The following is a 14,148-nucleotide window of genomic DNA, read 5'->3' as shown; positions in this document are numbered from 1 at the left end:
ATGAACGGGAGCTTAGACAATAGCGATAAAACGGAAATGACGCCATTTCCCACGCACTGTTCAGGGACAGCCGGCACCGTCGGTGATTTCGGCCACGCTACCTTCGATGTTGGTGTCATCCGGCGCCAGCATGTGGGCCCGGCACACCGCTTCCCGGGCGGCCTCGGTGTTGCCCTGGTCGAGACGGGCGTAGGCCAGGTTATTCCAGGCTGGAGCGAGGGAAGGGGAGAGTGTCACGGTTTTTTCGAAGGCCGCGAGGGCGTCCGCTTTGCGCTCTGCCTGCCACAGCGCGTTGGCGTAGGCGAAATGGAGCTTGCCGTCGTCGGGGAACCGGGACACCGCGGTTTGCCAATGAGGCAGAGCCTCTTTCTTTTGCGGAGCGAGTGCGTGCAGAAGAGGGCCGGGGCGGGCGCTGGCGGGCAGTTCTCCGGCGGGCAGCAACACCATGCCCCAATAGTCGGCGCGCGCCCAGGTGCGAATGAAACGGTTCCAGTGGCTGGGGGTGGCTTCGCGGGTGCCGCTGTGCAGAATCAGCCGGTCGCCGCCATCGCGGTAGCCGGTGACCACGGCGAAGTGCCATTGCGGCCAGCGCTTCAACGCGAGGTTTTGCAGAATCAAGACCGGGTGGCCGGCTTGCAGCTCACTGAACAAAGCATCCGGTCCGTTGACCGGATACGCCAGCAAACCACGGGCGCGGCCGGCCGCCATCAGTTCGATGCCCAGACTGCCTTGACGCTCCGGCAGCCAGACTTCGTCCACCAGCGCCTCGGCATTACCAGGCAGCCTGTTCCATTGCAGCATCATGCCCAGAGCGGCGGGGCCGCACTGATATTTTTCCTGGGCGATGAAGGGAACGGCCAGTTGCTGGCTGGCGGGTTGCCGGGCTGACTGTGGCGGGGGCAGTGTCTGACACCCCGCCAACAGCAGAACCAGCCCGGCGATGATGGCGCGAAAGTACACGATCAGTTGATCGGATGGATAGCCGGGAACACGTTGGTGGCGCCCAGCAGATCAAGCAGTACCAGAATCAGAATGATCGCCAGGATCACGCCGATGACGCCCTGGCCGGCGGGCAGCTCATCGGCCTGTTCGGCCAGTTGGGTCAGTTCCTGGTCGCTGAGCCGGTCCAGGCGATCCTTCACTTGTTCCGGGCTGACACCATTATCCGCCAACACCTTGGCGGCGGCTTTGTGTTCGAGTAACGCAAGGACCTTTTGCTCCATGGCCGCCCGTTGTTCGCTGGCTACCAGGGTATCGGTGCCAATCATGGCGGCGTGGGCCATGGGGACGAACAGGGCCTGGGTGATGAGCAAAACGGCGGCGGTGAAAACGCCGGTGAGACGCTTGTTCATGGGCTGTCGCTCCCTGTTTCAGTGATGCCGGCAGATTAACACGGGGCCCCTCATCGCAGCGTGATGGTGGAGGAGGCTTTGTGATTTTTTACAAGGGTTTCACCAATCGCGATGGCATCGACGCCGGCCCCGCGCAGGGCTTCCAGAGTCGTATCGAGACATTCCCTGGTCACTGCCAACAGCAGGCCGCCGCTGGTTTGCGGATCGGTGGCGGCGACCAGTTCCGGCCGCTCGCGCAGGGCTGGGGCGATATTGCAGTAGCCCAGTACCTGATCGTTGCTGTCCCGCAATGTGCTGTGAATGCCTTGGCGTATGTGCTCCAGGGTACCGGGCAGTATGGGCAAAGTATCCAAACTAATACGGGCACTCACCTGACTGTCCTGGCACAGCTCCAGCAGATGCCCGAGCAGTCCGAAACCAGTGATGTCGGTACAGGCCGGGAGGGGCAGGGACGATAGCGCGGCGCGGGCAGGGCCGTTGCTTTGCAGCATGGTTGCCAGGGTGGCGTCCAGGTCGGGACCTCGATGGACATTGCGCATCCAGGCCGCCAGTTGAATGCCGACGCCCAACGGTTTGGTGATAATCAGAACCTGCCCGGGCCGGGCGCCGTTCTTGCTCCAGGCCGCGCCGGACAGAGCGCCGTTGATGGTGAAACCGGCGGCCATTTCCGGCCCTTCAATGGTATGCCCCCCCACCAGTGTGCAGTGCGCCCGATTCAGCTCGTCCACCGCGCCGGCCAGCAGGCGGCGCAGATCCCGGCCCTGCAGACGCGGGTGATGGCGGGGAATGCACAGAGTGGCCAGCGCCGAATGGGGGTCGGCGTTCATGGCGTAGATGTCACTGAGGCTGTGCAATGCCGCCACCCGGCCAAACAGATAGGGCTCGTCCATGAAGGCGGGAAAATAATCCACGCTTTGCACCAGCCGGTATTGTCCGGACCAGCGGATGATCGCCGCATCATCGCCCTGGGCCACGCCGGCTTCGATGTCCTCGCGGACCTCTGTCCGAAGCGCATCCAGCGCATGACTGAGCGTCGTGGCGCCAACCTTCGCCCCGCAGCCGGCGCAGTGCATGGCGTCGTCGTTGGCGGGCGCGGCTGGCATTGGCGCCGGCAGGTTGTCAAAGCGCTTCATGAAGGCCCGGTCGATGCGGTCCTTCCAGCGCCAGACCCAGGGGCCGGCCAGCGCCGGCCAGGGCGGCCTGGGAGGCCACCGCGTCACCGGCCCCCGCGGACAGCAGGGACAGAAAACGCCGCTGCGGGCGATAGGGGCGTTTGCGGCCACCCCGGGCGGCGGCAAGTAAATTATCGGCCAGCACCGGCGCCTGACGCACCGCGTAGACACCGGCCTTGGGCAAGGGCGAGGGAAATGAGGCGCAGTCTCCAGCGGCGTGGACGTGCGGGCTGCCCAGGCTGGTCAGGGTTGTGTCCACGCGCAGGAAACCGCGTTCATCGCAGGGCAGACCGCTGGCGGCGAGCCAGGCCGGCGCGCGGGTGCCGGTACACCAGAACACCAGATCCACCGCCTGGGACCGGCCGTTGTAGTGGAGCTGCCCTTCGCTGACCCGTTGCACCGGGGCGTGTTCCACGATGTGCACCCCGGCATCCCGCAGCCGTGTTCGCATCAGCGAGCGTGCCCGCGCCGGATAGCCGGGGAGCAGCTCGCCCGCGCTGATCAACCCGATCCTGGTGGTGGCGCCAAGCCGCTGAGCCAGAGCGGCGGCCAACTCGGTACCGCCGGCGCCGGCTCCCACCACCGCCACCCGGCGCGTCGCGGCGGGATCGGCCAGCAGGTCGCGCCAGCGTTGCTCGAAAGTAGCCACCGGTTTTACCGGTACCGCATGGGCCCGGGCACCGGGCACGCTGTCCAGGTCCGGGGTGGCGCCGACATCCAGGCTGAGTGTGTCGTACTCCACCTGATCGCCGTTATCCAGCTGCACGCGGCGCTGGGTGGGATCCAGATCGAGTACGCGTTGTGGCAGCCAGCGGGCACCGGCGGCGCGGCTCAGCCGGCTCAGATCAATGTGGGTTTCCTGCCGCTGGTAACGGCCGGCCAGCATGCCGGGCAGCATACCGGAATAGGCGGTCAGGCTGTCGGGGGAAATCAGCGTGAGGCGCAGCCCGGGGACCGGCCGCATGCTCAGACGGCGCAGTACCAGCGCGTGGCTGTGTCCGCCTCCCACCAGCACCAGATCATGGTGCGCGGTCGCCGCCATCACCGTGGGCGGCCCTCCGGCCGTCCCTGCCCCCGGCGTTCCCATTCTTGCAGGGTGGCGATGACCTGGTCGCGGCTGCCGCGAAAGTACACCGGCCCCTGACGATGGCTCAGCATGTAGTCGTACATCGGGTCGTAGTAGTCGCTTAGCAGGGCGCGTATCCAGCGGCGGTGTTCGCCGCAGCCATCGCCACGGCGATGCTGTTCCAGCGCCCGGGTCATGGTTTCACGCAGGGTCTGGTGCCGGGCGCCTCCGAGGCGCTTGCGGATCCGGTCCAGCGCGTCGAGCAGATGCTCGGCGAACAGATTCCGGGCTTGCTGCTCGTCATGGCCGTCGAGAAATTCCCGCAGCGGTGTCAGGACGTAGTCCTCCAGAATCACTTCCACCCGGCTTTCCAGCGGTTCCTGAATGTCGATGCGCGGCATGTTCCTCAGTTGCTGGTGGAGGGGCAAGGGCAAAGCGCAACGGCCGATCAGACGCCCTTCGTCCTCGACCAGAACCGGTGTCTGGTTCCCGAGCTTCAGCAAGCGGATCGCCAGGGCATTTTCAAAGTCGATTTGCGCTGGTTGTCCGCCGGGCCGGTGGCCGAAGGCGGAACCGCGATGGTGGGCGAGCCCTTCCAAATCCACCGCCCGGTACAGTTGATGCAGGACGCGGGTCTTGCCGCAGCCGGTGCGCCCGGTCAGCACCCACAACGGTCCCTGAAGCACATGCTGCTCCAGGTGCTCCAACAGAAAACGCCGCAGGGCCTTGTAACCACCAGTGACCAGGGGCGCGTCGATACCAGCCTGACGCAGCCAGTCCTGGGTTGTGCGGCTGCGCAGACCGCCACGAAAACAATAGAGATAGCCGTTTGGGTGCGCTCGCCACCAATCGTGCCAGGCGCGCAGACGGCGCTCCTTCACCTCGCCACGGACCAGCTCATTGCCGAGATCAATGGCTGCCTGTTGCCCTTGCTGCTTATAACGCAGGCCGATCAGATGGCGTTCCTGGTCGTCGATCAGAGGAAGGTTGGTGGCATGGGGGAACGCGCCCCGGGCGAATTCCACCGGGGCGCGGACATCCAGGAGCGGCGTGTCGTCCAGGAACAGCGCTGCGTAGTCGTTGGTGTCGTCACGGGTCATGGGCGGCAGTGTACACCGCCCTTATTTGTGGTTCATCGCGGAATGACGGGGATGAGCCTCTCCATCGGGGGCACGGGTCTGCACGGAGGCCTCCCCGGATCGCCCCGGTATGGTGGTTTGCTCGCGGTCGCCGGTCACTTCGAAGCGGAGCCGTATTACGCCTTTGCGGAAACCTGCTTCACGACGTTCCAGCAAAGGTGTAATACGGCTGATGGAGGGTAAGGAAGGCTGTTTCCCATTATTTGAGCAGATAGCGATTGAGCAGACCGGACGCCGGTTTAGTCGCTGACCGGACGCGCTGTTCCGCTCAAGTGGGGCTTGACGCCGTCGGCGGCCAGCAACTGAAAATCGATGCCGTCATCCTGACGAGTACGGACAAACTTTACCTTGGCCGGAATGAACATGGGCAGCTTGAAGCGCACATCCACGGTGAAGGCCTGCTCCGGCAGTTCCGGTTGCAAAGCCGCCAGGCAGCGAGCCTTGGACCACATGCCATGGGCGATCTGGCGTTTGAAACCGAAGGCCTTGGCGGTCAGCGGGTAAAGATGGATCGGGTTACGATCTCCGGACACGCTGGCGTAGCGTCGACCGGTGTCGCCGGGAACGTCCCACTCTTCGATCAGATCGGGAGCAGGGGCAGTGGTTTGAGCGTCTCCAGACGTGTCCCGGGCCTTTTTTTCACCGTGGCCGCCGCCGCGATGGAAATTCACCGATTCACTCTGCCAGACCCGTTCGCCGGCGGTGCTGACCACGGTGAAGATGGAGAACTCGTAGCCTTTCTCCACCTGGGTCAGATTGCCGGTATAGCATTTGATATTGAGCTGCTCGCGTTCACCGATCGGACGGAATTGAGTGATGCGGTTGCGCACATGGACCAGCCCCATGGCCGGGAACGGAAAACCGTCGCTCAGGATCAGCGCCATGTGCAATGGAAACGCGTGCATGTGTGGGTAGGTGATAGGCAGATGACCGTCGGCGCTGAAACCGCATACCTGGCGGTAGGCCGCCAAATGGCGAGATTTCTGAGCCACATCGTTGAGCCGCAGCCCCTCGGCGGGCAGCACCGGAGCGCTGCCCGGGCGTACCCGTGCGCGCAGCACTGCTTTGGCGAAATTCACCGCCATGGGCGGCGCGTGACGCAGCTCCTTGAATCGAACCTCACTCATAAGGACACCCTTCTCCCACGAACATTTAGCGCAATGTCGTGGCAGTATAGGCAGAGCGTCGGAGAGGCTGATTGGCCGTATCGCCGAGGGCTCAGGCAATCCTGTCGGGTTCGGAGCGCCACTGGGCTACCCCGAAGTAAATCAGACGAACCTGTTTTTCCGCCATGATCAGCATTTCGTTCTGGCCGGCTTCGTCGTCCTCGCTCAGCTCCAACATTTCCTGTGTCAGTGCCACCACGCTGTTGACCACCAGCGTGGCCATCATTTGCAGATCCTGGGAACTGACATTGATAAGGAAAGGAAAACGCGCCATGTCCATGGCCAGTTCACTGACGAACAGACGGATTTCCCGGCGGATCGCCTGCCGCATGGTGGCGGAGCCGCCGTACAGTTCCTTGGAGACAAAAAGAAAATAAGTGCGATTGTTGCGCACATAATTGAAGTAGGTCTCCATGGACCCGCGGATCATCTGTTCGTTGGGCAATTGATGCTGGCGGACCTCGCGCATCATCTGCCGCAGAGTGCGAAATGACTCATCCAGCAAGGTCAGGCCGAGCGCGCTCATGTCGGTGAAATGACGATAGAACGCCGTGGGCACCACACCGGCTTTCTTGGTCACTTCCCTGAGGCTGAGGGAAGAAAAGGGGGCCTTTTTCGCCACCAGATCCAAGGCCGCGTCCATCAGCGCCTGGCGAGTCCGTCCCTTTCTGGCTTTCCTTCCCCGGGGGGCGGTTTCTCTGGTCATGTGTCAGACAGTCTCCCGAATTGTTGTTTTAACCAACGAATCAAATCTAACCAATCAATAAGCAGTGATACGGCCTGGGTATTGTCGTTGCGCTTTTTGTCCCCGGCTCCGGCGGCAATGGTATTCAATTTCCGCTCCAGGATATAGCAAACCACTTGACAACTCCGTTCACAATTATTTTTGTGAACAGGTGTTGACTATAAAAACGGCGCCCTGTAAAAAGTGTACAACTGTTCACATCAATCATAGGAAGTGCCGCATGCAGACCATCATCGAGCCTCGCCGGGGCTGGTTTGGCCGCCTCGGCCAGGCTCTGACCAGCCCGTTTCAGCCGGAAGACTACCTGGCGCTGATCAACCCGGTGGCCTCGGCCCGGGAAATCCGCGCCCGCGTCACCGCTGTTCACCGGGAAACCGGGCAAGCGGTTTCCCTGACGTTGCACCCGAACCGCCTGTGGCCGGGGTTTCAGGCCGGCCAGCATGTGATGCTCGGCATCGACGTGAACGGTGCGCGGCAATGGCGCTGCTTTTCCCTGTCCAGTGCCCCGCAATCGGGAAGCCTGACCATCACCGTCAAGTGTCACCGGGCCGGCGGTGTGACCGAACATCTGCTTGAGCGTGCCCGCCCTGGTGACGTGGTGACGCTCAGCGAGCCCGCCGGTGAGTTCCTGTTGCCGGCCCGAATTCCGGACCGGTTGCTGTTCCTGACCGCCGGCTCCGGCATTACACCCGTTCACAGTATAGCAAGATACCTGAAAAACACCTCCTTTGCCGGTCAGGTGGAATGGCTGCACTTCGATCGCCGTTATGAGGATGTGATCTTGTTGGCATCCTTGCGGGAACTGGGACGCCATTCCCAACTAAACGCCCGTGTGGTGCTGGGGCATCAGGCGCCGTTGCCCGGCGATGAGCAGGGCCGCTTTGACGCCGCGTTGCTGACGGCTCTGGTTCCGGATGCCGCCGAGCGCCAGGTTTACGCCTGCGGGCCGGCCGGCTTCCTCGACGCGGTCAGTGAATGGCACCGCGCCGAAGGCCGGGCGCCGTTGTTACATGAGCGGTTCCAGCCGCTGACCAGAAATGCTGGCAACGGTGGTCGCATCCGCTTCTCCGGCAGTGACCTGGACACCGAGGCCGGTGGCGACGAAAGCCTGTTGGAGGCCGCCGAGCGCAGTGGGCTGAATCCGGCCCATGGTTGTCGCATGGGCATTTGCCACACCTGCCGGTGTTCGGTGCGGGGGTCGGTCCGCGACCTGCAGACCGGGGAGAGCCGGACCGTGGACAACCAACTGGTAAGACTGTGTGTCCATGCCGCCGAAGGCGACGTGGAAGTGGCGCTGTAAGAGCCTGTTCACGATCTTTACGTCACCGCGTTGCCGCCGGAAAAGCCGCCAGAGGGCGTTGGGGTCTGCAGGCTCTGGTGGTTCCAAAGTCAAAGGCCACAGCGTCGTCTGGCGGCTTTTCCAGCGCAACCCGAAGGGCCGGGCCCCACTTTCTTTAGGTGGAGAGTCCGTCAGGCTGCGATTACGCTTGTTTATGTAGATTGACTACACGGCACAATCGGAATCACAACCTGACGACACTTTCTACCAGGTGAGAAGGGAACTCCGGCGCGGCGGCGTAAAGATCGTGAACAGGCTCTAAGCGACGCAAAAACAAGGAGTTGAACAAATGGGATACGCAATGCAACAAGAGCACGACCCAATCGTCTTTCAGCGCGACGGTGTCAGCCTGACCCGTTCCCAGGTGGACGCTTTCGGCGAGGAAATCGAGGCGCTGCGCCAGCAGGTGATGGCGGATCGGGGCGAAGCCGACGCCCGCTATATCCGCCGTGTGGTGCGCTTCCAGAAAGGCTGCGAAGTGGCCGGCCGGGGCCTGCTGTTCCTTGGCTTCCTGCCGCCGGCATGGCTGGCGGGAACCGGTCTGCTGGCGCTCTCCAAAATTCTGGAGAACATGGAGATTGGCCATAACGTGATGCACGGTCAGTGGGACTGGCTGGGCGATCCGAATCTGGACTCCGCTCATTACGATTGGGATAACACCTGCCCGGCCGAGCAATGGAAACATTCCCACAACTATATGCATCACACCTACACCAATGTGGTGGGAAAGGACCGTGATGTTGGCTATGGCATCATGCGCATGTCCGAGCACCAGAGCTGGAACCCCGCTTATCTGTTCCAGCCGATCTATAACTGGGTGCTGGCGCTGCTGTTCGAGTGGGGGGTGGCGTTCCATGATCTGGAAATCGAGCGAGTGGTCCGTGGCGACAAGAGCCGTGAACAATACCGCAAGGAACGGAACCTGATCCTCAAGAAGGTGCGCCGTCAGGTGCTCAAGGATTACGTACTGTTCCCTTTGCTGGCGGGGCCGTTTTTCCTGTTCGTGCTGTCCGGTAACTTCACCGCCAATATCCTGCGCAATCTGTGGTCCTACCTGATTATTTTCTGCGGGCACTTCACCGAGCGCGCGGAGATGTTCACCGAGGAAGAAGTGGAAGGCGAGAGCCGTGGGCAATGGTATCTGCGTCAACTGCTCGGCTCGTCCAATCTGGAGGGCGGTCGGTTGTTTCATATCCTCAGCGGCAACCTCAGCCATCAGATTGAACACCATCTGTTCCCGGATATGCCGTCCAACCGATACCAACAGGTGGCGCCGAAGGTGCGTGAGATCGCCGAGCGGTACGGCTTGCACTACAACACCGGCAGTTTGCGCCGCCAGTTCGGCTCGGTCATGCGTCGTATTCACCGTTTGGCGCTGCCTTCCCGCCGTGGAGCAGCGGCGGTGAATTGATGCTGTTCCGGCCTCCCCAGGCATGTGCTACTCTCGCTCGTTGATACCAAAAAATTCGGGGAAGTCGCGAAAGGATGGCAGAGCTTACCGACTCCGGCGTGCTGTTGCGCATGGCCTACCGGGCCATGGTCAACGCAGGCATTGATGCAGACGCGGTTCTCGCTGAAGTGGGCGTGGACCGCGCTATTCTCCAGGTACCTGACCTGCGTACGCCGCATGATGCCCAGGAATGGTTCTGGCAGGCCGCGGAAAAGGTCTCCAAGGACCCGCACATTGGCCTGCATCTGGGCCAACACATGCCGGTCTATAAAGGTCAGGTCCTGGAATACCTGTTTCTCTCCAGCCCCTCATTCGGGGAAGGCTTGAGGCGGGCGCTGAATTATCAGCGCTTGCTGTCCGATGCCGCCCGCGCGGAGTTGATGGAGGAGGAAGGGGATCGTGCCTTCCTGCGCCAACCGTTCTGGGGTCGTCGTCTTGCCCATCTCAACGAGTGCGTGATGGTGGGGGTGATCAAATTCTTTCGTTTCGTTACCGATGGCGCCTTTGAGCCACTGGAGATTCACTTTGCGCATGAACGTCATGCGGACCCGAGTGAGTATGAACGAGCCTTCGGTTGCCCGGTGAAGTTCGAGATGAACTCGGTGGGGGTGTACTTCGATGCCCGTTTGATGGCTCTCCCGTCGGCCCATCACGAGCCGGAATTACTGCGCCTGCACGAGCAACTGGCCAGTGAACAGGTAGCGCGCCTGGAAAAACAGGATCTGGTGGCTCAGGTGAACCGCCTGATCGCCGAACTGCTGGAGTCCGGGCACGCCAATCTTGAGGAAGTGGCGGAACGTCTTGGCATCAAGGCGCGTCAGCTGCGCACCCGGCTGGCGGATGCCGGCACCAACTTCAATCAGTTGGTGGCGGATTACCGTTGCAAGCTGGCCAAGCGCTTGCTGGCCGGTACCGACGAGTCCATCGACGAGATCGTCTATTTGACCGGTTTCTCGGAGCCTTCCACCTTCTATCGGGCCTTCAAACGCTGGGTGGGCATGACGCCCATCGAATACCGCAAGATGAAAGCCGAGGAGGACGCCGCCGCTCGCGGTTGACGCGGGCGGTGGTGACGGTGCCTTCGCTCTGGAACCATCCCCGGAAACATCTCTCTAAGCCTGTCCTGACGGGAGTGCGGTTTTGCACCTCGCATGAATAGGGTGGTGGCGCTTTATGGGGAAACTCTCCTTCAATCGTCGTTCCCGGCGCGCCATAAAAGCACGCTGGTGGCTCGGTGGCGCGCTGGTGTTGACGCTGCTGGCCGGTGTGGCGTATTGGCGGCATTGGTATGAGCCCCTGTTTTTCCATCTGAAGGAACGGATTGAAGGGCCGCGGCAGGGCGTGCGGTTGGAACAGTACCGGGTCGTTATCGAAGGCAAAGCGGTGGCCGGTGTGAGCCGCAATCTGTCCGCGATCAGCTATGACAGTGGGCGTGACCGGCTGCTGGCGGTGACCAACGACCCGCCGGTGATGTTGGAGCTGGACCGTCAGGGCGAAGTGTTGGGACGCTATCCGCTGGAAGGGTTCGGTGACATCGAGGGCATCGCCGCTCTGGGCAACGGTCGCGTGGTGGTCGTGGATGAGCGTCGTCAGCGTTTCAGTGTGTTTGCTATACCGGAACCCGGTGCGGCGGTCGATCAGGAGCGGGTCCAGTCGTTGTCCCTGGGCATGGAAGAAGACGGCAACAAGGGGTTTGAAGGCATTTCCTACGATGCCAGGGGAGACCGTCTGTTCGTGGTGAAGGAAAGTCGTCCGCGCAAGCTCTATGCCATTGAGGGATTCGGCGCCAGTCTGGAGCAGGGCCTGTCCCTGCACATTCGTGATCTGACCGGCTGGATTGAGGGGCTGGTGTTCAACCGGGACCTGTCCGATGTGTTTTACCATGGCCCCACCGGCCACTTGCTGTTACTGAGTGACCGCTCTCATTCCCTGGTGGAGCTGGATCACGAAGGGCGTTACGTCAGCTACCGGGCCTTTCTGCGCGGGAATGAGGATATGCAACGGGACGCGCCGCAATTGGAAGGCGTGACCATGGACGATCAAGGCGATCTTTACCTGGTCAGCGAACCCAATCTGTTTTACCGGTTAAACAAGACCGGCCCCTAGGATTCTTCTGTAAAACGTCATGCCGGATTTGATCCGGCATCCCCCGCTTGGAAGTAGTGCGCCCTCCTGGGGAGATCCCGGGTCAAGCCCGGGATGACGCGGTATTTTTCCGAGATTCTTAGCTCCGCCGGTTCTGGTCATGCCCCAGCGGGTCGCGACTTTCCGTTTCTTCCCGGGCCTCGCCATCGATGATTACGCCGTTGCCCTGACTGTTACCCTGATGATGGCGGCCGCCACCGAACGGGCCACCGTTGAAGGAGCCGCTCTGATAGAAGAACGCGGAGCTCTGCTGGCTGCTGAAGGCTTGCAGGGTACCCCGGCGAACCAGCATGGCGGCCAGCCGGCGGCGGCTGAGCGGCACCAACATGAGAAAACCGACAATATCACTGACGAACCCGGGGGTGATCAGCAGCGCGCCGCCGATCAACAGCAGCAGACCTTCCACCAGCTCCTGGCCTGGCATCTCGCCGGATTGCATGCGCTGATTCAGGCGCGTCCAGGTTTTCAGACCCTGGCCGCGGAACAACCAGGAGCCAATGATGGCGGTGGCCAGGGTCAGGATGATGGTGACCGGCCAGCCGATCACATCGGCCACGGCGGCCAGGACCAGTACCTCCAGCAAGGCGAAGGCGAAAATTACGAAAAACAGGCGGCCAAACGTCATGGGGACCTCTTGGTGACGGCGTTGCAGCCGGGAGACGTGTCGCGGCATGGCTTGGCCCTGCCGACGACGACCTGTCCCAAGAGATGGCGGTGAGGGGAGAAAATTCAACCCCGGGGGCAGGCCGCTAACACTCAACACGCTGGCACGCTTACATGCCGATTCGCTGCCAAGGCAGCTTCCCACCGCGGCTCCGTGGTCCTTTCTGTGGGAAGCTGCCTTGGCAGCGAATACCACCAAAATTGGTGGCACGGCAGTGGTTACCGGGTTCCGAAAGGCCTCCGTACAGATCCGTGCCCCGATGGGGACACCGGACCGGGGAAGCCCCCCGGTCCGGTATTGGATCAGGCGCCGAGCATCATCTGCCCGCATACCCGGACCACGTTGCCCGTCAGGCCCTGAGCGGCGGGGCTGGCGAAGAAGGCGATGGTTTCCGCCACGTCCACCGGCTGGCCGCCCTGATTCATGGCGTTCATGCGCCGTCCGGCCTCGCGGATGGTGAAGGGGATCGCCGCGGTCATCTGCGTTTCGATGAAGCCCGGAGCCACCGCGTTGATGGTGATGCCCTGGTCCGCGTAGTCCTCGCGATAGGCGTCCACCATGCCGATCACCGCTGCTTTGGAGCAGCCATAGTTGGTCTGGCCGGTGTTGCCGGCGATACCGGCGATGGAACTGATGGAGACGATGCGGCCGCCTTCGCCCATGGCGCCGTCCGCCAGTAATTGCTCATTGATGCGCAACTGGCTGGCGATGTTGATGTTCAACACCATGTCCCAGAGGTTTTCCGGCATATTGCCGAGCATCTTGTCGCGGGTGACCCCGGCATTGTGCACCAGGATATCCAGCCCGCCGTGCTCCTTGGCGGTCCGGGCTATCACCCCCGGCGCTTCGTCGCTGGTGATGTCCAGTTCCAGGGTGTGGCCGCCGATTTCGCCGGCCACTTTGTTGAGGTCCTCCGCCATCGGCGGAATGTCCAGCACGATCACCTCGGCGCCGTCGCGGGCCAGGACCCGGGCGATGGCGGCGCCGATGCCACGGGAGCCGCCGGTGACCAGTGCTTTCTTGCCGGCCAGCGGGCGCTGCCAGTCAAAACCCCCGGCATCGAAGCCGGCCTGGCGGGCGCGTACCACCTGACCGGAAACATAGGCGGATTTCGGCGACAGGAAGAATTGCAGCGGCGCGGCGAGCTGGCTCTCGGCCCCGGCTTCGGCGTAGACCAACTGAACGGTGGCGCCGCGTTTGATTTCCTTGCCGACCGAACGGGTAAAGCCTTCCAGGCCCCGTTGGGCGACCCGGGCGGCACCACTCAGGGTTTCCGGGGTGCGGCCGATCACCAGCACGCGGGCGCATTTATCCAGTTTCTTGATCACCGGGTGGAAAAAGGCCCACAGTGCTTTCAGTTGATCCGGGTTCTCGATACCGGTGGCGTCGAACACCAGCCCCTTGAAGCGGGCGTCGTCTTCACGGGTGGCGGTGTAATTGTCGGCGTTGACACCGGCGGCGGCCGCCTGCTTTTGCAGCTCGCTAGCGTTGCCGTTATTGGCCAGTACCGCCAGTTGCGCGCCGGGAGCGGTTTTCAGGGTGGTCAGAATGGTCTCCATGGCGCTGCCGCCCTCGGCGGCACCCACCAGCACGCGGCCATCGATGAACGACGCCTGGCCGGGCCGCCAGCGCTCCAGGATCACCGGGATCGGCAGATTGATGGCGTTGAAAAGGGCCTTGCCCACGGAAGAGTTGGCAATCGTCTGATAGGTATCGTTCATGATCCTGTCCTTCGCCGTGCGATATGCGGAATGTCGACCCTTGGAGCGGAACACGCTTGCGGGTCACTGTTGGCTGCGTATTGAATCACCCGTCCGTGACACGCGGATTGACCCGCCTGGGAAGCGCCAGGGGCGCCGTAGCCAATGAGGCGCGTCAACGGAACGATAGACTGCGCTCATCTGTTAATC

The 14,148-nt window shown here is 62.4% G+C and carries 13 protein-coding genes; 4 read left to right on the top strand and 9 right to left on the bottom strand.

Annotated elements, in window-relative coordinates; translation table 11 throughout:
* Positions 1 to 60 precede the first annotated feature (60 nt).
* From A6D6_RS05390 to A6D6_RS05365, 7 genes are all read right to left on the bottom strand, one after another.
* Positions 61 to 960: a PA2778 family cysteine peptidase gene (locus tag A6D6_RS05390; RefSeq protein ID WP_159660155.1), complete on the bottom strand. Its 900-nt coding sequence runs from the start codon at positions 958 to 960 to the stop codon at positions 61 to 63.
* Between the two features lie 2 nt (positions 961 to 962).
* Positions 963 to 1,352: a PA2779 family protein gene (locus A6D6_RS05385; protein ID WP_133490565.1), complete on the bottom strand. Its 390-nt coding sequence runs from the start codon at positions 1,350 to 1,352 to the stop codon at positions 963 to 965.
* Positions 1,353 to 1,402: 50 nt separating this feature from the next.
* A complete protein-coding gene (selD, locus tag A6D6_RS21820; protein ID WP_236563995.1) occupies positions 1,403 to 2,572 on the bottom strand; it encodes a selenide, water dikinase SelD in 1,170 nt (389 codons plus the stop codon).
* A complete protein-coding gene (locus tag A6D6_RS21815; RefSeq protein WP_236564002.1) occupies positions 2,472 to 3,566 on the bottom strand; it encodes an FAD-dependent oxidoreductase in 1,095 nt (364 codons plus the stop codon). The genes selD and A6D6_RS21815 overlap by 101 nt, the downstream gene beginning before the upstream one ends.
* Positions 3,566 to 4,690: a tRNA 2-selenouridine(34) synthase MnmH gene (mnmH, locus tag A6D6_RS05375; protein ID WP_159660154.1), complete on the bottom strand. Its 1,125-nt coding sequence runs from the start codon at positions 4,688 to 4,690 to the stop codon at positions 3,566 to 3,568. Before mnmH ends, A6D6_RS21815 begins: the two co-directional genes overlap by 1 nt.
* A gap of 278 nt (positions 4,691 to 4,968) precedes the next feature.
* Positions 4,969 to 5,856 (bottom strand): MaoC family dehydratase, encoded by an 888-nt coding sequence (locus A6D6_RS05370; RefSeq protein ID WP_133490568.1) that lies wholly within the window; start codon positions 5,854 to 5,856, stop codon positions 4,969 to 4,971.
* 91 nt (positions 5,857 to 5,947) lie between these two features.
* A complete protein-coding gene (locus A6D6_RS05365; protein ID WP_026949003.1) occupies positions 5,948 to 6,601 on the bottom strand; it encodes a TetR family transcriptional regulator in 654 nt (217 codons plus the stop codon).
* 259 nt (positions 6,602 to 6,860) lie between these two features.
* Between A6D6_RS05365 and A6D6_RS05360 the strand changes: the two genes are divergently transcribed.
* From A6D6_RS05360 to A6D6_RS05345, 4 genes are all read left to right on the top strand, one after another.
* Entirely contained in the window at positions 6,861 to 7,940 is a 1,080-nt protein-coding gene (locus A6D6_RS05360; RefSeq protein ID WP_159660153.1) for a ferredoxin reductase, read from the top strand.
* A gap of 328 nt (positions 7,941 to 8,268) precedes the next feature.
* Positions 8,269 to 9,390, top strand: a complete 1,122-nt coding sequence (locus tag A6D6_RS05355) for a fatty acid desaturase family protein (protein ID WP_133490570.1) — start codon at positions 8,269 to 8,271, stop codon at positions 9,388 to 9,390.
* A 74-nt stretch (positions 9,391 to 9,464) separates the two neighbouring features.
* The gene (locus A6D6_RS05350; protein ID WP_022995536.1) at positions 9,465 to 10,487 is read left to right on the top strand and encodes an AraC family transcriptional regulator; all 1,023 of its coding nucleotides are present in this window, start codon (positions 9,465 to 9,467) and stop codon (positions 10,485 to 10,487) included.
* A 115-nt stretch (positions 10,488 to 10,602) separates the two neighbouring features.
* The gene (locus A6D6_RS05345) at positions 10,603 to 11,535 is read left to right on the top strand and encodes an SdiA-regulated domain-containing protein (RefSeq protein ID WP_133490571.1); all 933 of its coding nucleotides are present in this window, start codon (positions 10,603 to 10,605) and stop codon (positions 11,533 to 11,535) included.
* A 118-nt stretch (positions 11,536 to 11,653) separates the two neighbouring features.
* Here A6D6_RS05345 and A6D6_RS05340 read toward each other — a convergent pair whose 3' ends face one another.
* Entirely contained in the window at positions 11,654 to 12,199 is a 546-nt protein-coding gene (locus A6D6_RS05340) for an FxsA family protein (RefSeq protein ID WP_133490572.1), read from the bottom strand.
* A gap of 341 nt (positions 12,200 to 12,540) precedes the next feature.
* Positions 12,541 to 13,959 carry a 3-oxoacyl-ACP reductase gene (locus tag A6D6_RS05335; protein WP_159660152.1) on the bottom strand — a complete coding sequence of 473 codons (1,419 nt, stop codon included), beginning with the start codon at positions 13,957 to 13,959 and terminating at the stop codon, positions 12,541 to 12,543.
* Positions 13,960 to 14,148 lie beyond the last annotated feature (189 nt).

Source organism: Alcanivorax xiamenensis (genome assembly GCF_009846745.1).
Taxonomy (GTDB): Bacteria; Pseudomonadota; Gammaproteobacteria; order Pseudomonadales; family Alcanivoracaceae; genus Alloalcanivorax; species Alloalcanivorax xiamenensis.
This window is presented reverse-complemented; position numbering and strand designations above follow the sequence as displayed.